The sequence below is a fragment of the Bifidobacterium samirii genome (assembly GCF_003952945.1).
Classification (GTDB): Bacteria; Actinomycetota; Actinomycetes; order Actinomycetales; family Bifidobacteriaceae; genus Bifidobacterium; species Bifidobacterium samirii.
In genome coordinates, this window is record NZ_QXGK01000005.1 from 15369 (window position 1) to 37200 (window position 21832).

General features: G+C 66.5%; 19 protein-coding genes. 3 read left to right on the top strand and 16 right to left on the bottom strand.

The genetic code is table 11. From position 1 onward, the window contains the following. Positions 1-82 precede the first annotated feature (82 nt). The 4 genes from D2E24_RS03525 to D2E24_RS03540 form a co-directional block, all read right to left on the bottom strand. Positions 83-1003: a carbohydrate ABC transporter permease gene (locus tag D2E24_RS03525; RefSeq protein ID WP_125967955.1), complete on the bottom strand. Its 921-nt coding sequence runs from the start codon at positions 1001-1003 to the stop codon at positions 83-85. After that, positions 1000-1956: a carbohydrate ABC transporter permease gene (locus D2E24_RS03530; protein WP_125967956.1), complete on the bottom strand. Its 957-nt coding sequence runs from the start codon at positions 1954-1956 to the stop codon at positions 1000-1002. Before D2E24_RS03530 ends, D2E24_RS03525 begins: the two co-directional genes overlap by 4 nt. A gap of 153 nt (positions 1957-2109) precedes the next feature. After that, positions 2110-3423, bottom strand: a complete 1314-nt coding sequence (locus tag D2E24_RS03535; RefSeq protein WP_125967957.1) for an ABC transporter substrate-binding protein — start codon at positions 3421-3423, stop codon at positions 2110-2112. A gap of 345 nt (positions 3424-3768) precedes the next feature. Next, positions 3769-4788, bottom strand: a complete 1020-nt coding sequence (locus D2E24_RS03540; RefSeq protein ID WP_125967958.1) for a glycoside hydrolase family 43 protein — start codon at positions 4786-4788, stop codon at positions 3769-3771. Positions 4789-4985: 197 nt separating this feature from the next. Here D2E24_RS03540 and D2E24_RS03545 point away from each other — a divergent pair, with 197 nt between their 5' ends. Then, positions 4986-5285 (top strand): helix-turn-helix domain-containing protein, encoded by a 300-nt coding sequence (locus D2E24_RS03545; RefSeq protein WP_125967959.1) that lies wholly within the window; start codon positions 4986-4988, stop codon positions 5283-5285. Positions 5286-5347: 62 nt separating this feature from the next. On the opposite strand, the gene D2E24_RS03550 is transcribed toward D2E24_RS03545, so the two are convergent. Both D2E24_RS03550 and D2E24_RS03555 read right to left on the bottom strand, forming a co-directional pair. Continuing rightward, complete coding sequence (locus tag D2E24_RS03550) at positions 5348-6406, bottom strand: LacI family DNA-binding transcriptional regulator (RefSeq protein WP_125967960.1); 1059 nt, start codon at positions 6404-6406, stop codon at positions 5348-5350. A gap of 112 nt (positions 6407-6518) precedes the next feature. After that, positions 6519-8648: a family 43 glycosylhydrolase gene (locus D2E24_RS03555; RefSeq protein WP_125968039.1), complete on the bottom strand. Its 2130-nt coding sequence runs from the start codon at positions 8646-8648 to the stop codon at positions 6519-6521. Between the two features lie 128 nt (positions 8649-8776). Here D2E24_RS03555 and D2E24_RS03560 point away from each other — a divergent pair, with 128 nt between their 5' ends. Both D2E24_RS03560 and D2E24_RS03565 read left to right on the top strand, forming a co-directional pair. Next, on the top strand, positions 8777-10366 hold the full coding sequence (locus D2E24_RS03560; protein ID WP_125967961.1) for a glycoside hydrolase family 43 protein: 1590 nt from the start codon (positions 8777-8779) through the stop codon (positions 10364-10366). A gap of 11 nt (positions 10367-10377) precedes the next feature. Then, positions 10378-11982, top strand: a complete 1605-nt coding sequence (locus D2E24_RS03565; RefSeq protein WP_125967962.1) for a glycoside hydrolase family 43 protein — start codon at positions 10378-10380, stop codon at positions 11980-11982. A gap of 238 nt (positions 11983-12220) precedes the next feature. Here the strand turns inward: D2E24_RS03565 and leuA are convergent, their stop codons facing one another. The 10 genes from leuA to D2E24_RS03610 form a co-directional block, all read right to left on the bottom strand. Continuing rightward, entirely contained in the window at positions 12221-14128 is a 1908-nt protein-coding gene (gene leuA / locus D2E24_RS03570; RefSeq protein WP_125967963.1) for a 2-isopropylmalate synthase, read from the bottom strand. Positions 14129-14332: 204 nt separating this feature from the next. Further along, positions 14333-15376, bottom strand: coding sequence for a DMT family transporter (locus D2E24_RS03575; protein WP_125967964.1), 1044 nt, complete (start codon positions 15374-15376; stop codon positions 14333-14335). Between the two features lie 143 nt (positions 15377-15519). Beyond that, the gene (locus tag D2E24_RS03580; protein ID WP_125967965.1) at positions 15520-15888 is read right to left on the bottom strand and encodes a YccF domain-containing protein; all 369 of its coding nucleotides are present in this window, start codon (positions 15886-15888) and stop codon (positions 15520-15522) included. Between the two features lie 192 nt (positions 15889-16080). Next, positions 16081-17004, bottom strand: coding sequence for a cysteine ABC transporter substrate-binding protein (locus D2E24_RS03585; protein ID WP_125967966.1), 924 nt, complete (start codon positions 17002-17004; stop codon positions 16081-16083). Positions 17005-17229: 225 nt separating this feature from the next. Next, positions 17230-18132 (bottom strand): amino acid ABC transporter ATP-binding protein, encoded by a 903-nt coding sequence (locus D2E24_RS03590; RefSeq protein ID WP_125967967.1) that lies wholly within the window; start codon positions 18130-18132, stop codon positions 17230-17232. Then, the gene (locus D2E24_RS03595) at positions 18125-18799 is read right to left on the bottom strand and encodes an amino acid ABC transporter permease (protein ID WP_125967968.1); all 675 of its coding nucleotides are present in this window, start codon (positions 18797-18799) and stop codon (positions 18125-18127) included. The genes D2E24_RS03590 and D2E24_RS03595 overlap by 8 nt, the downstream gene beginning before the upstream one ends. Next, a complete protein-coding gene (locus D2E24_RS03600) occupies positions 18786-19445 on the bottom strand; it encodes an amino acid ABC transporter permease (protein ID WP_125967969.1) in 660 nt (219 codons plus the stop codon). The genes D2E24_RS03595 and D2E24_RS03600 overlap by 14 nt, the downstream gene beginning before the upstream one ends. Before the next feature lie 271 nt (positions 19446-19716). After that, positions 19717-20766 (bottom strand): alpha/beta fold hydrolase, encoded by a 1050-nt coding sequence (locus D2E24_RS03605; RefSeq protein WP_125967970.1) that lies wholly within the window; start codon positions 20764-20766, stop codon positions 19717-19719. Positions 20767-20776: 10 nt separating this feature from the next. Next, complete coding sequence (locus tag D2E24_RS10255; RefSeq protein WP_164520986.1) at positions 20777-20929, bottom strand: hypothetical protein; 153 nt, start codon at positions 20927-20929, stop codon at positions 20777-20779. A 12-nt stretch (positions 20930-20941) separates the two neighbouring features. Beyond that, positions 20942-21604, bottom strand: a complete 663-nt coding sequence (locus D2E24_RS03610; RefSeq protein ID WP_125967971.1) for a VanZ family protein — start codon at positions 21602-21604, stop codon at positions 20942-20944. Positions 21605-21832: the final 228 nt, after the last annotated feature.

Sequence of the window (21832 nt, forward strand, 5' to 3'; positions counted from 1 at the left end):
GCGGCGCCGGGCATGGAAAAGGCCGCCGCCGGAGGGGTCCGGCGGCGGCCTGTGGAGGAGAACAGGAGAGAGCGGCAGGGGTTTACTTCATGCCGGTCATCGCGATGCCTTCGACGAAGCGCTTCTGCACGAGGAAGAACACGATGAGCAGCGGCAGGGCGGAGATCAGGGCGCCGGCCATCACCACGCCGTACGGGGTGACGGAGGAGCCGTGGCCGGTCAGCATCGCAAGGCCCGCGGTGATGGTGCGGGTCTCCGGCTTGGAGGTCATGATCAACGGCCAGAGCAGGTCGTTCCAGTTGCCCATGAAGTTGAACATGCCCACGGTCAGGATCGCCGGCACGGCGTTCGGCAGGATGATCTGCGCGAAGATGCGCAGCTCGCCTGCACCGTCGATGCGGGCCGCGTTGTCGAGGTCCTTCGGGATGGAGATGAAGAACTGGCGCAGCAGGAAGATGCCGCCGACATCGGCCATACGCGGGATGATGATGCCGAGGTAGCTGTTGATCAGGCCCATGGAGGCGAGCAGCTTGTAGACCGGGATGAGCAGGGCCATGCCCGGGATCATCATCGTGGCGATGAGCACGCCCAGCAGCAGGCCGCGGCCCTTGAAGTCCACGCGGGACAGGCCGTACGCGGCGAGTGCGTCGAAGGTGACGGAGATGAGCGTGACTGCGCCGGCGAACACGACGGTGTTCAGCAGCTCGCGGCCGATTGGCAGACGGGAGAACAGGTCAGTGTAGTTGCCCAGCGTGAAGGCGCTCGGGATGACCTTCGGCGGCCAGGTTTGCGTGACCTCGTTGGGGGTGAACGAGACCAGCACGACGATCAGCAGCGGGAAGATCATCAGGAAGGTCACGAGGATGAGTGCGAAGTAGCTCAGCCCAAGGCTGATACGGCGCTTGGTGCGGGCGGCCTTGCGCAGGCGTTCGTTCTCGTCGTTGATACGGCGGTTCTCGGCCTCCTGCGCGGCGGACAGGGTCACGGAGGTGGCGGTACTCATGCGATCTCCTCCTTCTCATGCTTGTTGTTGGTGTACAGCTGGATGAGGCCGACGATGAGCGTCATGATCAGCAGCACGTACGACAGGGCGGACGCGTAGCCGAGCTTGCCGTTGCCGAATGCCTCGGTGTAGATGCGGTACACGATGGTCTCGGTGGCGCGGGCGGGGCCGCCGGAAGTCAGGATGAACACCTGATCGAACACCTGGAAGGAGCCGATCAGACCGAAGATGACCACGTAGTTGAAGGTCGGGCGCAGGGCCGGCAGGGTGATGTAGCGGAACTTCTGCCAAGCGCTGGCGCCGTCGAGGGACGCGGCCTCGTACAGTTCGGCGGAGATGCCCTGCAGGCCGGCCAAGAAGATGACCATGAAGTAGCCGAAGTTCTTCCACACGGTGATGAAGACGATGGTGGCCATGGCCGTCTCTCGGGTGCCGAGCAGGTCGAGGTGGGCCGGGCCTCCCAGGCAGGAGATCCAGTACGGGATCAGGCCCAGCGACGGGGAGAGGATGAACTGCCAGGCGATGGCGGCGACGGTCAGGGAGATGACGAACGGCAGGAACATGCAGGTGCGGAAGAATCCGACGAACTTGAGGTCCTTGCGGTTGAGCAGCAGTGCGAACGCGAGTGCGACGATCACGACGATCGGGGCGTAGAGCACTGCGTAGACGAGGGTGTTCTTGACGTCGGTGCGGAAGTCGGCGCTCATGAACAGGTCGATGTAGTTCTTGAGTCCGATGAACTTGGCCGGGCGTCGGGAGTTCGAGGTGATGCGGCCGTTGGTCAGCGACGTGATGAACGTCTGGATGGCCGGGTAGAAGACGAAGATCGCGAGGACGATGAGCGCGGGCGCCGTGAACAGGAGGCCGGTGCGCAGGTTGCGCGCCTGGATGGCCTTCTTGTTCTCCTTGGCGACCTGATGCGAACCGTCCTTGGCGGGTGTTGCGTTGGTCATGTGCTCCTCCAATGGAATGACGAGTGGTCGATGACCCTGCGGCCGGGCGCGGGTCATGAAAGACGACAGGCGACCGGGCGGCCACGATCGGGCGGCCCGGTCGCCTGTCATCGCGCGTCAGGCCCCATCACCGGGGACCGACGGTGGTTACGGTTACTCGGCGTACTCGTCGAGGTAGCCCTGGATCGCGGTCTCGGCGTCGTCGAGCAGCGACTGGATGTCGTCGTCGGTACGGGTCGTGTTGGAGGTCAGGGTGTCGAGGGTGGCGGAGATGTCGCCGAAGCCGCCCTTGAGGCCGGCGATGCCGATGAAGGACTTGTCGGTGTTCTCGGCGATCTTGGCGATCAGCGGACGCTCGGAGAGCTCGTCGGCGGTGACGGTGGTGTTGTTCGGCGGGTAGGCGGAGCCGAGGGACCACTTCACCTGGTTGTCGTGGTTGTTGTAGAACTTGAAGAACTCGTAGATGCCGGGCAGCTTCTCGGAGTCGCCGACCTGCGAGGTGACCCACCAGTACAGGCCGGTGGAGCCGGTGTTGGAGCCGGAGGTGCCATCCGGGTAGACGTAGGTGCCGTCACCGGACGGAACCGGGAACAGGTCATGGTCGATGCCCTTGTCGGTGGCCGCCTGGTCCTCCCACGGGCCGACGATCACCATCGCGGACTGGCCGGACTCGAAGGATTCGCGGGCCGCGGTCTCGTCCATGCCGGACACGGTGTAGCCGCCCTTGTAGAAGTCGCGCATCTTCTCGAGGAAGGCCTTGTTCTCCGGGGTGTTGATGGAGACCTTGCCGTCGGTGGTGTACAGGCCGGTGCCGTTGCCCTTCATGAACGGGGCCCAGCCCAGATCCGGGAGGGCGATGCCGTACTGGGAGCCGTCGGACTTGGTCAGCTTCTTGGCGACTTCGAGCAGCTCGTCCCACGTGGTCGGGTAGTCGGCCTCGGTCAGGCCGGCGGCCTTCCACATCTCGGTGTTGTACCACACGGCGGTCGGGGCGTAGCCCATCGGGACGGCGCACTTCTCCTCGGTGCCGTCGATGTCGAAGGTGATCTGGTCGACCACGTTCTGGATGTAGTTCTCGGTCTCGTACTGGGAATCCTCGTAGAAGTCGGTCACGCACTGGAAAGTGCCGTCGAGGGACCAGCCCTGGCCGTTGTCGGCGCCGGTGGTCACGAAGTCCGGGCCGTCACCGGTGGAGACCTTGGTCACCATCGTCTCGCCGATGGTGCTCCACGGCTGCAGCTGGGCGTCGATCTCGTACTTGTCCTGGGACTTGTTGAACTCGTCGGCGATGGACTCCAGCGTCTTGCCGTCGGCCTCGGAGAAGCCGTGCCACATGACGATCTTGATCTTGCCGTCGGCGGTCTTCTCGGCCTCGCCGCCGCCGTTGTCGGCGCCGCAGCCGGACAGGGCCAGACCGGCGGACAGCACCAGAGCCGTCGCGGCGACCATGCGCTTCTTCATTTCCATTTGGATTCCTCCTTGGTTCCTTGGTTTCCCAAGTTTGGCCCCGAAGCCGGGAGTCGGTCAGCCGCGTCCGTCTTCGCCTTGCCGTTCAGGGCTTGGACAAGACGCCCGCGCGTCACACCGTTGTTCTCGACCGTCCACTCGGGACCGTTGCTTTCTTTGCAACGTTGTAATTATGATTATACAGCGTTTTCTATCGTTGTACAAATCCGATGACACGCCTAGAATGCCGCCGTTTTGCGGACCTTCGCCGCTAAAACGGCGCCGGCCGGGGCGCAGTGCGCTCCGGCCGGCGGGCGGGTGGACGGGTCACGACGGACGGCTCCGGCGCAGCCCGGGGGCGCTCCCCTATCGGGCCTCGACCGGGGTGCCGGCGAGCGGGCCGCCGTCGGCCGGCAGCACGTTGGTGGTCGTCGGGGACCACACGACGTCCGGCTCCGGGACGCCGAAGTCGGGGCCGGACTCGGTCCAGCGCACGACGCCGACGCGGGCGTGGCGGTTCGGGTCGAACAGCGGGTCGCCCTCGATCTCGGTGTAGTTGCGCGCGTGGTAGATCATCAGGTCGTCGGCGTCGTCCTCGGACTTGACGAACGAGTTGTGGCCGGGGCCGTACTGGCCGTTCTCGGCGCAGGTGCGGAACACCGGCACCGGGCTCTTGGTCCAGCTCTTCGGGTCGAGCAGGTCGGCGCCGCGCTCGGCGGTCAGCAGACCCACCGCGTACGGCACGCCGGTGCCGGAGGCCGAGTACGTGATGTAGATCTTGTCGTCGTGGAACAGGAACGCCGGGCCCTCGTTGACGAGGAAGTCGATGCACTCCCAGTCGTATTCGGGCTTGGTGAGCATGACCGGGTCGGCGGCCAGCGTCCACGGGTTCGCCATCGGGGCGATGTACAGGTTGGAGTTGCCCGGGATGTCGTAGTCCTTCTGCGCCCACACCAGGTACTGCACGCCGTCGATCACCTCGGTGGTGGCGTCGAGCGAGAACGAGTCCATCGGGGTGACGATGCGGCCCTTCTCCACCCAGTTGTCGGTGGTGGGATCCTCGTCGGTGTTCTCGAGCACGAACATGCGGTGGGTCGGCATGCCGTTGGGTTCGAACTCGTGCTCGGCGCCGGCGAAGTAGATGTACCACGCGCCGTTGATGCGGTGCAGCTCGGGGGCCCAGATGTACTTGCTGCACTCGCCGGACTCGTGCTTGCGCCACACGACGGTCTCGGGCGCCTTCTGCAGCTCGTTGATCGTCTTCGCGTGACGGATGGCGATGCAGTCGTAGTTCGGATCGGATGCGGTGAACCAGTACTCGCCGTCGACCTTGATGACCCACGGATCGGCGCGCTGGAGCACGATCGGATTGTTGTAAACAGCCATTGTTCGTCCTTTGCAATCCACACAACACAGTGATTTACAACGTTGAATATACCAGCTTTACAACGTTGGAACAAATCGGCCGCACATACCGGCGCGCCCCGACGGCGGCATGACCATCGGGGCGCAATAATCATTAGTAAACTGTAGATTATCCAAGTTAATCAATATTATGACGATGATTGGCGGAGGTACCCATCATGAAATACGTCCCCACCAAGGTGCGGCGCGACCTGCGCACGGTCGGCGAACGGTTCTCCCAGCAACGCAGGCTGCTGTCGCTGACCATCGCCGATGTCGCACAGCGCTCGGGCGTCAGCCCGACCACCGTATCCAATCTCGAGCAGGGCAAGGCCGTCCGGACGGATTCCCTGCTGAGCATCGCCCGCGTTCTACAGCTCGCCGACGCCATCGTCACCGCATGCGACCCGTACCTGACCGACCTCGGACGGCTCAGAGCGGACGAGCAGCTCCCCCAACGGGTCCGCCATAAGTGGTGAGAGGAAAAAGCCGCACGACAATGCGGTATCTGCGCTACGCGGCGCGCAGATACCGCAGCCGGCTAGTTGAGCGGGCGGGTGGACTCGCGCACGACGAGCGTGGAGGCGACCTTGCGGAACACATGCGCGCCGTCGGCCACACCCAGCGGCAGCCGGCCGTCGATGCGGTCGTTGAGCACGCGCACGCTCAGGCGCGCCACCGCCTCCAGACCGGGGGCGATCGACGTGAGCGACGGCGACAGGTACTGCGAATCGTCGGAGTTGTCGAAGCCGATCACCGCGATGTCGTCCGGCACGTTCATGCCGCGCATCTGGATCGCGTGCATCACGCCGGAGGCGAGCATGTCGTTGAGCGCGACGACGCCGTCGGGCACGACGCCGGCGTCCAGCAGGTCGTTCATCGCCCGCTCGCCGTCGCTGCGGTGCCACATGACCGACGGCACCACCAGAGCCGGATCGAACTCGACGCCGGACTCCTCCAGCGCCTCCCGGTACCCCTGGAATCGCAGCGCCGCCGAACCGACCGTCTCGCCCGGGTGCACGCCCACGACGGCCACGCGCCGGCAGCCGGTCTGCAGCAGATACGACGTGGCGCGCTTGGCGCCCTCCACGTTCTCCGTGGCGATGTGGTCGACCCGGTCGGTGAAGATGCGCTCGCCGATGAGCACCAGCGGGCATTCCACGTCCAGCTCGGCCACGTCGTCCTGACCGAGCTCCAGCGGGCTGTAGATGATGCCGTCCACCATGCCGGTCTGCGTGCCGTGCAGCGCGTTCAGCTCGCCCTCGCGCGAGTAGAGGGTCGGCTCGACGATGACGCGCAGCCCCAGCTTCTTCGCCTCGGTGATGACCAGCGACGACAGCTGCGCGAAGTACGGCATCTGCAGGTCCGGCACGACCAGCGCGATGATGCCCGAGCGCCCCTTGCGCAGGTTCCTCGCCGACACGTTGACGCTGTAGCCGAGCTCGTCGATCGCCCGGCTCACGCGCTTGCGCGTCGCGTCGGACACGAATTCGTAGTCGTTGACGACGTTCGACACGGTCTTGATCGACACGCCCGCGGCCTTCGCCACGTCGCGCATCGTCACGCCGCGCTCGGCGCCGGATGCCGCTGTTCTACCCATTGCTGTGCTCCATGTTCTGTTCTCGGACAAAAGGACCGCCCACGGCCCGCACCCCGACCGGAAGGCGCATCCCCGTCCGCGAGAGCGGCTCGCGGACGGGGGTCGGTGCGATTCACCGCACCGTAACGTACATCGTCATACCAGCATAGGCCGGATCGAGCTCCTCATCGGCCTGCATGTCAAGCACGGGCATGCCCTCGGCGGACCAGTGGACGCGGCGCACCTGGGCGTCGCGGCCGCCGTAACGACCCTCCTCGTACTCGGCGTTGTGGAACACGTAGATGAGGTTGCCGTCCTCGTCGTGCGACCACATGCCATGGCCGGTGCCCAGCTGCCATTCGCCGTTGTACACGCCGGACTTCTGCAGCGGGTAGTCGAGCTTGGTCCACGAGGCCGGATCGGTCAGGTCGACGCCGCGGCCGGCCGGCGCGGTCACCAGACCGGTCGTGTAGTCGATGCCGACGAGCGAACCGGAGTAGATCAGGTAGATGGTCCCCTCGTGCACGAACGCGTTCGGCCCCTCCGCGATGAGGTTGTCCCACGCGAATTCGGGCACGACGATCTGCGTCGGCTCGCCGGTCAGCTGCGCCGGCGAGGCCGGGTCGAACGGCGCGATCCACACGCTGCCGACCTGCTGCCACGCGTAGTACCAGCGTCCGGAGTCGTTGATGACGGTCATGTCCAGGGAGATGCGCTGCACCGGGTTGAGGATCGCGCCGCCCAAGCCCAGGATCGGCTCGGGCACGCTCCAGTTGGCCGGATCGCGCGGGTCGAGGTCGCGGCCGTCGGCATCCTTCCGAAGCTGCATGATGTGGCAGCGCCCCGTCCACATGTCCGGCTTGCCGGCGCGGTCGTTGGGCGTGCCGTCCGGATTCTCGGCCCCGCCGTCGAAGCAGGGCATGAACAGCACCGACAGGCGTCCGCCGATGACGTGCAGCTCGGGCGCCCAGAAGCAGCCGGTCATCGCACGGCCTTCCGAGTTGAGATCGCCGCAGGTCAGCAGGTCGATCTCGCGGTCCCGGCCTCCGGCCGCGTCCGAAAGCTCGGCGATCGACGAGGCGACGCGCAGCGGCATGTGCGTGCGGCCGCCGTTCGGGTCGACGCAGTTGCCGTCGGTGTCGTCGGTGGCGATGAACAGGAACATCGGCTCGCCGTTGAACTTCCAGGCGAACACCGACGGGTCGGCGCGTTCGACGGCGAACGGGACCGGATACACGCTCTGGCGCACGCGGCCGGGCACCGCGACCGTGCGGCCCGGCTCCAGACGGCCGGCCGCCGCGTCCTCGGCCAGCGCGTCGAGCGCGGCACGGTCCCAGTCGACGGCGCGCACCGCGGTGGAGCCGTCGCTGTACGACAGGTCGGCGCACGCCTTGCCGAGCGCGGCGACCGCCGCACGCGCGTCGTCGCCGCGCAGCGATCCGTCGAGCGAATAGGGGCGCACCGACGCGCCCGTGTTGTAGATGCGCCCGAATCGGGAGGTCAGCACGGCCGCCTCCTTGGCGCTGACCGTGATCACGTTGCCGGCGACGGCGTCGGCGATGCCGTACGCGCCGACGGCCGGACGCTCCGGTTCGCGCTCCGGCGCGTCCGGGTCGGCCTCGACCGGCAGGACGCGGCCGACGGCTGCGGTGATGTCGTCGCACAGGGCGCGCATCGGACGGCCCTCGTCGTCGCGCCAGCGGATGACGTAGCGGGCCGCCGCGTCGTCGTAGGCGACCTGCGGACGGCGCACGCCGGCGGCGGTGTCGAGCACGACCATGCCGAGACGGTCGTAGGCGGTCAGGTCGCGGCTGACGGCCAGCAGGAACGCGCTGCGCTCGCTGCCGTCGGCGTCGCCGCCGCGCGCGACGCGGGTCGCGGCCACGCCGAAGCGGCCGTCGGCGAGACGGAACAGGTGGGGGTCGGTCAGGCTTTTGAGCGTCACGTCGACGCCGGGCATCACCGCGCCGTACGCGACCGCCTCGCTGACGGGGCGGTCCCCGTCGAAGCGGTCGGCGTCGGCGAAGCGGGCCGCCGCGGGGCAGGCGCGGCGGCAGCCGGTCGGGGCGGAGGAGTCGTAGGTGCCCGATACCGGCACGGCGGCGGCGAAGAAGATGCCATAGTTCTCGTTGAGCGGCTCCCACGCACCGGTGAGCGGGGATCGCAGTGCCAGATGCATGCTCAGCGCGATGTCGTCGTTGTTCGCCTCCTCGCGGCGGGTGGCGACGCGGGTATAGCACAGCAGGGAACGGGTTTTCGGCATCATGACTCGCCTTCGTGTCGACAGATGATTTACAACGATGTAGAGTGTACACCGGATTACATCGTTGTACAACATGCGCGGCCCGGTCGCACCGATCCGACGGCCGCCGCCGACAGCAAGGAGAACCCATGACACTGGCCAGCACGGCGCGCAGGGCGGCCGCCGGAATCATCGCCATCACGCTCGCCCTCGGCACCCTCGGCACCCTCGCGGGATGCTCCTCCGACAACGCCGCCGGCACCCGTCAGACCACCGACACGCAGAGCGCCGAGACGACGTCCATCAAGCGCGGCGAATCGCACGACCCGTCGATCGTCAAGGCGAACGGCAAGTACTACATCTTCGGATCCCACCGCGCCTGGCTCAAGAGCGACGACCTGATCAACTGGGACACGTTCACCAACAACCTCAGCACCGATTACAACGATGTGCTGGGCGACATCTGGACCGACTGGGCCAAGCAGTCGTCCAACCCCGAACTCGAAGGCAACATGTGGGCGCCCGACGTCGTGTGGAACGAGACGATGGGCAAGTGGTGCATGTACATGTCCGTCAACGGCGCCAACTACCGCTCCGTGATCGTGCTGCTCACCGCCGACGACATCGAGGGCGACTGGACCTACGTCGGCCCGGTCGTCTACTCCGGATTCGAGAAGGTCAACGCCGGCAAGACCGACGTGTGGAAGGTCCTGGGCGAAGGCGCCGACCTGACCCGCTACGCCTCGCAGACCGACACCGGCATCAACGCCATCGACCCGTGCGTCAAGTCCGACGAGAACGGCGACATGTGGATGACCTTCGGCTCGTGGTTCGGCGGCATGTGGATGTTCAAGCTCGACCCGGCCACCGGCCTGCGCGACTACACGACCACCTACGAGACGGTCCCCAACCAGTCCGACGCCTACTACGGCGTCAAGCTCGGCGGCGGCTTCGGCAACTCCGGCGAAGGCTCCTACCTGCTGCACTCCGGCGACTACTGGTACCTGTTCGCCTCCTACGGCAACCTCCAGCAGACCGGCGGCTATCAGATCCGCATGTTCCGCTCCGACAAGATCACCGGCCCGTACGTCGACGAATCCGGCAACACCGCCGTCAGCACCCGCGCCATCGGCAACAACTGGCAGAGCGAGGTCGGCGTGCGCCTGATGAGCTCCATCCAGTGGAGCGGCAACGACAACGGCAACATCGAGGTCGCGCAGGGCCACAACTCCGCCTTCACCGACGACGACGGCACCACCTACCTCGTCTACCACACCCGCTTCTCCGGCTCCGGCGAGAAGCACGAGGTGCGCGTCCACGAACTGCTCACCACCTCCGACGGCTGGCTCGTCGCCGCCCCGTACGAGTACACCGGCACCAAGGCGGCCGACACCGAATACTCCGCCGAAAACGTGGCCGGCGACTACGAGTTCGTGATCCACCAGCAGAACACCTCGTTCAAGGGCCCCAAGAAGGTCAACGAGAAGAACAGCACCAACTACCGCGGCGTCAACAAGCCCGTCGACATCACCCTCGCCGAGGACGGCACCATCACCGGCGACGCCACCGGCATCTGGAAGCTCGATGCCTCCGACGGCACCGGCACCGCCACGTTCGTCATCGACGGCGTCACCTACACCGGCGCGTTCGACAAGCTGCCGCGCGACAAGGACGGCAAGGACGTCATGACGTTCAGCGCCATCGGCGGCAACATCTGCGTGTGGGGCTCCCAGAAGTAGCGAAGGCCGCCATGGACGAACGATTCATCGAACACCCGCTCGACGACGGGCGCATCGCGATCCACGATCCGGCGATCGTCGAGGACCACGGCACGTACTACATCTTCGGCACGCACCGCCGCTGCGCACGCAGCACCGACCTGGTGCACTGGGAGCGCTTCGAGAACAACCTCACCCGCGACCCGTACGGCGTGCTCGCCGGCATCTGGGAGGCGTGGCCCAAGCAGCCGGAGAACCCCGACCTGCTCGGCAACACCTGGGCTCCCGACGTGATCTGGAACCCCACGATGGGCAAGTGGTGCATGTATCTGTCGGTCAACGGCCACGAGTTCCGCTCCGTGATCGCGCTCCTGACCGCCGACCGGCTCGACGGCGACTGGACCTACGCGGGTCCCGTCGTCTACTCCGGATTCTCCCCCGAGAACGTGGAGCGCACCGACGTGCCGCGCGTGCTCGCCGACGCCCCGTCCGAGGCGCGCGACCTGACCCGGTACCGCTCCCTCAAGGACACGCGCATCAACGCGATCGACGCGGCCCCCATCCGCTGCGAGCACGGCGAGCTGTGGATGAGCGTCGGATCATGGTTCGGCGGCATCTGGATGTTCCGTCTCGACCCCGCCACCGGACTGCGCGACTACACCGCCCGCTACCCGCTCGTGCACGACGCCTCCGACCCGTACTACGGCGTCAAGATCGCCGGCGGCTACTGGAACTCCGGCGAAGGCTCGTACTTCGTGCGCCGCGACGGCTGGTGGTACCTGTTCATGGCGTACGGCTGGCTCGGACGCACCGGCGGCTACCAGATCCGCCTGTTCCGGTCGCGCCACCTGCTCGGCCCGTACGTCGACCAGAACGGCAACCCCGCCATCGCCAACGGCGAGATCCCCGACAACCACGAGAAGGACACCGGCATCCGGCTCACCTCGTCGGTCATGTGGGAGGGCGGGCCGGACCGCGACGCCACGGTCGAAGTGTCGCAGGGCCACAACTCCGTGCTGACGCGCGGCGCCGACGGGCGGCTCTTCCTCGTCTACCACACGCGGTTCCTCGACCGTCCGCACGGCGCCGACGACGAGGACTACGAGACGCACATCCGCGAACTGCTGCCCACCGCCGACGGCTGGCTCGCCGCGGCGCCGTACGAGTACCGCGGCGCCGACGCCGTCCCGCCGCGCCTCGACGCCGCCGACCCGGCGGACGCCGGCGCCCATCCCGCGTCGCTGGCCGGCACGTACGACCTGGTGCGCCACGATCCGCACACGTTCTTCGACGGACGCCGCGACGACGACGGCTCATGGCACGGCGTGAACGTGCCGGAGCGCATCGAGCTGCACGCCGACGGACGCGTCACCTCCGGCGGCGTCGTCGACTTCTTCGACACGCCGGAAGCGAACCTGCCGCGCGCGACCGATGGACCGGTATCGCGCGGATCGTGGCGGCTGACCGGCGCGACGCCCGCCGGCGTGCGCTGCTGCGCATCCGACATGGAGATCGTCATCGACGGCGTCTCCCACACCGGTGTGTTCGCCGTCCTGCCGCGCGAGACCGACGGCTCGCCGACGCTGACGTTCAGCGCCATCGGCGGCAACCGGGCCATCTGGGGCGCCAGAAGGTAACCATCCCAGTCCCGACATCCGCTGTCCCCCTGTTTCGTGGATTGGTATGCGTCCCGACGACGTCATCGCATACCAATCCACGAAACGGCGGCACGAAACGTGGATTGGTATGCGGCGTCCCCATCGGGACGCATACCAATCCACGGAAACGAACGAAAGCGGCCTCCTCCCGATCGGGAGGAGGCCGCTTGTCGTATCTCTTACGGCGGTGGCGCCGGACGCACCGCCGTCAGACGGTTCAGCGCTCGGAGCGGTTCACCGCGGAGATGATCGCCTTGAGCGAGCTGGTGATGATCGACGAGTCGATACCCACGCCCCAGATGATCTGGCTCTCCGCGTCCTCGCCGACCTGGCATTCGACGTAGGATGCCGCCATGGCGTCCGTGCCGACCGACATGGTGTGCTCCACGTAGTCGAGCACCGACACTTCGACGCCCAGATTGGAGATCGCGTTGATGAACGCGGCGATCGGGCCGTTGCCCATGCCGCTGACCTCGCGGATCTTCGGCTCGGCGCCGGCGGTCACGCCGCGGTCGAGCACGCGCGCCTTGAGCACGGTGTCGGAGCCGTCCTCGCCGGACGAGACGGACACCTTGAGGAGCTTGAGGCGGCCCCACTGCTCGAGCGTCGCGTCGTGCGTGTCGCCGACGATGACGCCCGCGGCGGTCGCGCCGGTCTCCTCGACCGGCAGGTACTCGTCCTTGAACAGGCGCCAGATGTCCTCGTCCTTGACTTCCTTCTTGGTGTCGTCCGCGTACTTCTGCACGATGCGGTCGAACTCGATCTGCAGGCGCTTGGGCAGGTCGAGGTTGTGGTTCGTCTTGAGCAGGTACGCCATGCCGCCCTTGCCGGACTGCGAGTTGACGCGGATGATCGCCTCGTACGTCGAGCCGATGTCCTTCGGGTCGATCGGCAGGTACGGGACGAGCCACACGAAGCTGTCGAGGTCGGCGCCGGCGCGGTCGGCCGCGATCTGACGCGCCTCCAGGCCCTTCTTGATCGCGTCCTGATGCGAGCCGGAGAACGCGGTGAACACGAAGTTGCCCGCGTACGGGTGACGCTCCGAGATCTTGATCTGGTTGCAGTACTCGACGGTCTTGCGGATCTCCGGCACGTTCGAGTAGTCGATCTGCGGGTCGATGCCCTGCGTGAGCAGGTTGAGGCCCAGCGTCACCAGGTCGACGTTGCCGGTGCGCTCGCCGTTGCCCAGCAGGCAGCCCTCGACGCGGTCGGCGCCGGCCAGCAGCGCCAGCTCGGTGGCGGCCACGCCCATGCCCTCGTCGTTGTGCGGGTGGAGCGACAGGACGACCGAGTCGCGGTCGTCGAGGTTGTTGGACACGTATTCGACCTGGTCGGCGAACACGTTCGGCGTGGTCATCTCGACCGTGGCCGGCAGGTTGACGATCATCTTGTGCTCCGGCGTCGGCTTGATGACGCCGATGACCGCGTTGCACACCTCGACCGCGTACTCGGGTTCGGTGCCGGTGAACGATTCGGGGCTGTACTCGTAGTACAGGTCGATGCCCTTGGCCTCGCCCTCCAGCTCCTTGCACAGCTTGGCGGCGTCGATGGCGAGCTGCTTGATCTCCTCGCGGTTCTTCTTGAACACGACTTCGCGCTGCAGCACGGACACCGAGTTGTAGAAGTGCACGACGGCGCGCTTGGCGCCCTTGAGGCACTCGTAGGTCTTGCGGATCAGGTGCTCGCGGCACTGGGTGAGCACGGCGATGGTCACGTCGTCCGGGATCAGCTCACGCTCGATGAGCATGCGGATGAAGTCGTAGTCGGTCTCCGAGGCGGACGGGAAGCCGACCTCGATCTCCTTGAAGCCCATCGACACGAGCAGGTTCCAGAAGCGCAGCTTGCGCTCGGAGTCCATCGGGTTGACGAGCGCCTGGTTGCCGTCGCGCAGGTCGACGGAGCACCAGCGGGGCGCGCGCTGCAGGCGCTTGCCCGGCCACGTGCGGTCCGGGTAGTCGAACGGCACCTGCTGGCTGTAGGACGCGTACTTGTTGTAGGGCATGCGGCTCGGCTTCTGCGGGTCGCCGATGAAGCGCGCCGGAGGCAGCAGCGGGTCGTTGTTCCCTCCGTTGGACGCCGCGGCCACCGCCGCCAGATCGAATACCGATGATTGATCCTGACCCATCACTCCTCCTTTTCCTTGGAATAGCCGCCGTCGCGCCGTGGGCCGATTCGTTCCCCGACGCCGGCGGATGCGTGCGCGTACGTCACATACGCAAAATTTCATTCTACCGACGTTCCGACCCGTAAACGCCGCCATTCCGCCATTCGGGACCCGCCGGCAGGTCGTCCGGTCGTCCGGTCGGCCGGGACCCGCCGGCCGCGTCCGTCAGTGGACGAGGAACACCATGACGATGATCATCGCGAAGCCGATCAGGTCGGTCGGCGCGAACACGGCGCCGGTGAACAGCACCGCGGTCACGGTCGCGGCGATCGGCTCGCTGGTGCCGAGCATCGTCGCGCGCATCGCGCCGACGCGCATCACGCCGGCCATGAACAGGCCGTACGCGCCGAACGTGCCGAACACGACCGTGTACGTCATCAATGCGAAGCCGAACGCGTCGAATGCGGGCGCGCCGGACCACGGCCGTACGATCGGCAGCAGCACGAGACCGGAGATCAGGAACATCAGGCCGCTGACGGTCATGTTGCCCCACTTGGCGATGAGCTTCGCCGGCAGGATCGACAGGAAGCCGGTCGCGGTCGCGTTGATCAGGCCCCAGAACAGGCCCATCATCGGCAGTTTCAGCGTGGTCAGGTCGCCGCCGGTGGCGATGAGCACCGTGCCGACGAACGCGAGCGCCACGCCCGCGGATTCGCGCCGGCCGGGCAGCCGGCGGTCGTGGATGCACACGTAGAGGAGCACGACGAGCAGGTTGAGGGTCTGCAGCACGGTCGCGGTGCCGGCGTTGGTCCAGTTGATCGACGACAGGTAGGCGACCTGGCCGGCGAGGACGCAGCCGATCGCGCACAGCACGAACCACGGCCAGGAGCGGCGTTCGCGCACGGCTCCGGCGAGCTGGCGGGGCGAGCGCGTGCCGGCGACGAGGAGGAACAGCATGCCGGCGAACAGTTCGCGGATGCAGGCGATCCACATCGGCTGCGCGCCGTAGTGCTCCATGAGGATCTTCGACACGGTCGCGTTCGATCCCCACATGATGCCGCCCACCAGCACGAGGATCGCGCCGACGAGCACGTTGCGTGCGGACTGGTCGATGGCCGGCGAGATGCGTCGGCGCCTGCCGCCGTCCGTGCGTCCCGTCGTCGCCGATGACGTCGCCGCCGTCGCCGCCGCGACCGGCTCCCCCGCCGGCGTCGACGTGACGACGTCGCCTTCGATCGTTGTGGTCTCCGTGGTCCCGCGTGCGCTCATCGCCGCATCCACCCTCTCTCCGTTCAGCTTCCGTGCCTATGCCGACGGCGATTGTAGCGTGGTGCGGGGTGCGACGCGCGGATGGCGGACGGACGTGTCGGCGACCGCCGGCGGGGGATGCCGACGGGCCGCTGCGGCAGCCGTCAGCGGATGGTGACGATGTCGGCGCCGAACGGCCAGAGCGCGAGCTTGGCCATCTTGAACGACTGGATGCCGAACGGGATGCCGATGATCGTGATGCAGTTGGCGAAGCCGGCGAGCACGTAGCCGATCGCCATCCACACGCCGACGAACACGAGCCAGACGAGGTTGACGAGCGTCGAGCCGACGCCGCCGCGGTAGACGACGGTGCGCCCGAACGGGCTGAGGGTGAGTTCGGCCATCTTGAACGCCTGGAGGCCCAGCGGGATGCCGATGATCGACACGCACAGGACCAGTCCGACGATCGCCCAGCCGACGGACAGGACGAGTCCGCCGAGGATCAGCCACAGGATATTGCCCAGAAGTCTCATGGCTCCATCATGCCTCATGCCGCACGCCGGCGGACTCAGTGGTCCACCTGATTCTTCCCTGATTGCCGTGCTATCGTCCCTCCCCGCGTCGAGGCCCGCATACGACGGATGCCGGTGCGGGAGCGTCGTCCCGCACCGGCATCCGGTCATCCGCGGCCGCGGATCATGCCGCGGTCATGCATGCGCGTCGGCTTACAGCTGGCCGCCCTCCACGACGATGTCGTCCGGGTCGACCTCGTCGCCGTAGACCGGCTTGAGGGTCTCCTCGAAGTCCTTGTGGAAGAACTGCTCGTCGGCGAGCTTGTCGATCTCGTCGTTGACGAAGTCGAGCAGCGTCGTGTTGCCCTTCTGCACGGCCGGCGCGATGGTGTCCTCGTCGCCGAGCTTGGTGATGCCGACGGTGAAGCCCTTGTTGGACTTGGCCCAGGCGAGCACCTCGGTGTTGTCGGTGGAGAACGCGTCGCCGCGGCCGTCGAGCAGCGCGTTGTACGCGTCGGCGTACTGGTCGTACTTCTGGAGCTTGACGTTCGGGTAGTTGTTCTCGAAGTAGGTTTCGGCGGTGGTGCCCTTGGCGATGATCAGGGTCTTGCCGTCGAGCTGGCTGACGTCGGTGATCGTCGCGTCGTCGGGCGAGACGACGCCGAGCGCGACCTTCATGTACGGCTTGGCGAAGTCGACCTTCTCCTTGCGTTCGTCGGTGACGGTGAAGTTGGCGAGCACCAGGTCGACCTTGTTGGAGGTGAGCACGTCGACGCGCGCCGACGGGTCGACGGACGTGTATTCGACCTTCACGCCCAGGTCCTTGGCGAGGCGTTCGGCGAAGTAGACGTCGTAGCCCTGGTAGTTGCCGTCCTTGTCGACGTAGCCGAACGGCGCCTTGTCGGAGAACACGGCGACCTTGATGGTGCCGGACTCCTTGATCTCGTCGAGGGTGCGCGCGGTCGCCGACGTGGCTGCGCCCGTGTTGCCGTTGGCGGTCGTGCCGGCGTCGCTCGGCGTCGCCGCGGACGGGCCGCAGGCGGCGATCGACGCGGCCATGATGAGCGCCGCGCCGGCGGCGAGCACGTTGCGGGCGGCCTTGACGAGGCCGGTTCGGGTGATGGTTGCGTTGGTCATGTCGATCCTCTCTTCCTGTAGTGGATATGACCGTTGGATGGGGATGGGTACGTCTGTTTGGTGTGGGTATGGGCCGTCGGATACGGGTGCGTCCGGGCGCGGCGGCCGGGTATGGCGGGCCGCCCGTCCGATGCGGGTACGACGGGGTCGCGGCCGTTGCGACGAAGCGGCCGGTCGGACGCGCCGGGGCCGTCCTGCGCGTGGCGCGGGATCGGCGGCGTGCGCTCAGCGGTGACGGTCGAATTCGAACGTGTGCAGGAACCGCTGCGCGCGCTCGGTCTCGGGATGCGTGAAGAAGCGTTCCGCGTCGTCGGATTCCTCGACGATGCCGCCGTCCTCCAGCAGGATCACCTTGTCGGCGATGGCGCGGGCGAACTGCATCTCGTGCGTGACGATCATCATCGTCTGGCCCTGGTCGGCCAGTTCGATCATCACGTCGAGCACCTCGCGCACCATCTCGGGGTCGAGCGCGGCGGTGACCTCGTCGAACAGCAGGACCTCCGGGTGGAGGATCAGCGCGCGGCAGATCGCGACGCGCTGGCGCTGTCCGCCGGACAGCTCGTGCGGCCAGGCGTCCCTGCGGTCGGCCAGGCCGACGCGTTCCAGCAGGGCGAGCGCCTCCTGCTCGACTTCGGCGCGGTCGCGCTTCTGCACGAGGATCGGCGACATCGTGATGTTGCCGAGCACGGTCCGGTTGGGGAACAGGTCGTAGCTCTGGAACACCATGCCGATGCGGGTGCGCAGTGCGGTGGAGCGCTTCGAGCGGCCGGCCTTCTCGGTGCCCGGGCGGCCGGTTTCGATGACCTGCCCGTTGATCGAGATCGTGCCGCCCTGGATGGGTTCGAGGCCGGCGACCGTGCGCAGCAGCGTCGACTTGCCGGAGCCGGACGGGCCGACGACGACGAGCACCTTGCCGTGCGGCAGCGTGAACGAGATGTCGTTGAGGACCGGGCGGTCGGCGTTCGCGTAGCGCTTCGTCAGGTGCGCGATCTCGAAGCCGGAGCATTCGACGGTACAGGAGGTGGCGGTCGCCTTGTCGCTTGCGGCGACGGCGGCGGTGGAACGCTGGGTCGAGCCGGTCGCGGCGGGTGCCGCGGTGCGGTCGACGATGGTGTTCTCGTCAGTCATGCGACCACCTCTTTTCGAGTCGGCGGGCCACGATGGACAGCGGCCAGCACACGATGAAGTACATGAGGAAGATCACGCCGTAGATCCACAGCGTGCCGTTGGGATAGTCGAATCGGTTCGCGTCGATGATCTGCTGGCCGACCTTGATGACCTCGACCACGCCGAGCAGCACAGCCAGGGAGGTCGTCTTGACGATGCGGGTCGCCAGGTTGACGGATGCGGGCAGCATGCGGCGCAGCGCCTGCGGCAGGATCACGCGGGTGAACGTCTGCCAGGGGGTGAAGCCGAGCACGTACGCGGACTCGTACTGGGCGCGCGGGATCGATTCGAGCGCGCCGCGCACCAGGTCGCCGAGTTCGGCGCCGCCCCACAGGACGAACACGAGCACGCACGCGCCGGTCGCGTCGAGGTTGAGGTTCCACATGCGCGCGAACCCGTAGAACGCGATGAACAGGAGCGCCAGCTGCGGCATGATGCGGATGAAGTCGAGGTAGACGCGCATCAGGAAGCGCACGACGCGGCTGCGCACCGTCATCAGCCAGCCGACGAGCAGGCCGACGGGCACGCTCAGCGCCACGGAGACGCCGGCGATCCACACCGTCACCCACAGGCCCTGCAGCAGGCGCGGAAAGACGCCCGGCTGGAGCAGGATCTCAGCGCCGCTCATAGTCGAACCGCCTTTCGAGCCACGTGCCGGCCAACGAGATCGGCAGCAGGATGATCAGATACGCGACGATCAGCAGGAACAGCGACTCGTACGTGCTGTAGTACATGCCGATCAGGTCCTTCGCCATGTACATGACGTCGGCGAGCGCGATCGCGGACACGACCGACGACTCCTTGACCAGGAAGATCACGTTCGCGACGACGCCGGGGACGGCGGTGCCGACGGCCTGCGGCAGGACGACGCGCGTGAGCGTCTGCCAGCCGTTCAGGCCGAGCACGTACGCGGATTCGCGCTGCACGGCCGGGATCGTCTCGACGCCGGCGCGCATCGCCTCGGCCATGTACGACCCGCCCAGGAAGCCGAGGCCGACGATCGCGCAGGTCTGCGCGGACCAGACGACGCCCAGCTTGGGCAGGCCGAAGTACAGGAAGTACAGCTGCACGAGCAGCGGCGTATTGCGGCTGATCTCGATGTACACGCGCGCCAGCTGGCGGGCGACGGGAATGCGCGCCGTCTCGATGCCGGCGCATACGAGGCCGACCGCGACGGCCAGCAGAATGCCGAACACGGAGATGAACAGCGTCATGATGGCGCCGTTGACGAAGAAGGGCGCGTACTGCGCGACGAACTGCCAGTCGAACTGCATGCGGCGGCCCTTCCTTCCCGGTCTTGTCCGTGTTCTCTCGATGGTTCCCTATCGCGCGCGGGCGGCCGAAAGCGGGCCGGGCGGCGCGTGAATGGTCCTATCGTAAAGGGTCGCCGATGGTTGGGGAAGCCTTCCTCTCACATTTCGCTATATGAAAAATGGATAGTCGGCTCCCGAAGCGCGGTCCGTGGCCGTGGACGGCCGGCGACGGACGTCGCGTCGCGGCCGGACGCGGGCCACGGAACGGCGTTCCGTCACGCCGACGGCATCATCACACGATGACGAGCTGCGGCGACCCGTAGAAGTCGAGGATGCGCCCGACATAGTCGCCCAGCGTCGCGTTGGGCATGCTGAAGATCTCGTGGACGGCGTCGTCGTAGCGCACGCGTTCGATGTCGGCGCCGCCGTCGCGCACGCGCGCGACGAAGCGGTCCTGCGGCTCGTTGAGCACCCACACGTCGCGGCCGGACTGGAACAGCAGGATCGGCGTCTCGATCCGGTCGCATGCGGACGTCTTCTGCACGGCGCGCGACAGGCGCAGCGCCTGCCGCACCCACGAGAACGCGGCCGCATTGGTCCGGTGATGCGGGTCGGCGAGCCGCTGTTCGTGATACCAGCGCACGCGCGCCTGCGACGCCCCCTCATGCTCCTCGGGTTTGAACTCGGGGTCCATCGGCCCTTGGCCGAACACGGCGCGGCGGCCCATCCCGCACGCACACAGGATCTCGGCGGCGAGCGAGGCGACCCAGTTCGGCACGCCGGTCGCGGGCGCGATCATCGGCGACGACAGCACGGCCTTGTCGAACAGGGTGGGATGCTGCTCCAGGACGGCCGCGCCGATGCCGCCGCCCATCGAATGGCAGTACAGGTGCATCGGCTGGCCGTCCGAGTAGGCGCGGCCGACGGTCTCGGCGAACTTGGCGAGGTCGGCCACGTAGCGACGCCAGTCATCGATGTACACGATGTGGTCCTCGTCGACGTCGCGTGCGGAATGGCCGTGGCCGCGGTGCTCCATCATGCACACCGAATAGCCGGCGAGCAGGAAGTACCAGATCATCTCCGCGTATTTCGCGGCGAATTCGGTGAAGCCGTGCGAGATGACGACCGCACCGTGGAAGACACCGGTCGCGCCCTCCTCGCGCAGGTCGTCGAACTTCGCCGCGTCGTAGCACACGTAGTGCAGACGGCCGTCGACCGGCGGCAGGCCCGGCTCCTCGGCCGGGTCCATCCATCCTTCGACGCGGCACGCCTCCAGCGCGGGCAGCACCCGCTCCCCCATCTGCCGCGCGTACCGTTCCTCATCGATCAGCCTGAAGTCCATGACGACCACTCTAACGGCAGTCCCGCCCCGCCGCACCGCGCCACGCGTGCAAGCGTGCCGATACAAAGGCGATTCCAACGAACTTCATCGGGATGGATATGATGCTCGGCACGACCATCGGCTCATCATCATCGGACAGTGTCTCGCCGAGCACGATACCCATCGCTGTCCTCGGTCATATCGCTGAAGAATCATGACGCCTTACTAGGTAAAAATGTCCTCCATCGATATCGACCCTTCGGAAGCCCATCCACCGCATGGCCGACAGACATCCGATGCCGATCAGCACTCCCATGACATTGGTGCAGATATCCAGAACGTCCAGGACGCCCAGATGGAACACGAACTCCAGACTTTCCACCAGGATGCTTCCCGAAACCCCTATTATCACGGCGAATCGGGCTCCCCTGCATGAGGCGAGAAAGAAACCCACAGGAATCAGCAGGACGATGTTCAGCACTGGCGTGATGGATCCGGCCATCAGTTCATCAAGGAACCCGGCGATGTCGAGATTGATCCCCCAAGCCGTCACATTATTCCAGGATTTCAATACCATGCAGAGCATAAGCCCGACCGAATAGGCAATGCCTCCGCACAAATACATCGCAAAGGAAATTCGGTGGAATGCAAGGCCGCATATCATATATGCACACCATATCGCAGGCAAGACCACCCCGATCGCATATGCCAGAACGAACACCTGCATCGAATTTTCAATCAATCCGGATGTCAGGAGCATCACATACTGCCAGAGTAAACGAAAGTATATATGGTTGAAGCAATACCAACATGCACCGGCCGACAATCCCCACAATGCCAGTGAGCCATAGCGTCTCATAGCGGAAATGATACCTCCGCAGAGAAGCGATAGCGACCGGCCCGGAAATACCGGCCTCCGCACCGGCAAATTGAGGAACGACGGGACCGGACCATCATAGGGGCCAAGGATCGTCCGGGAAGCTCGCTTGTACGGAAAACATGACAGCGGAATCGTCTTCAGTACCGGACCACGGCCCCCTCAGAAACGTCGCAACGGACACGCAATCATCATGTATGCGTGCCAGTT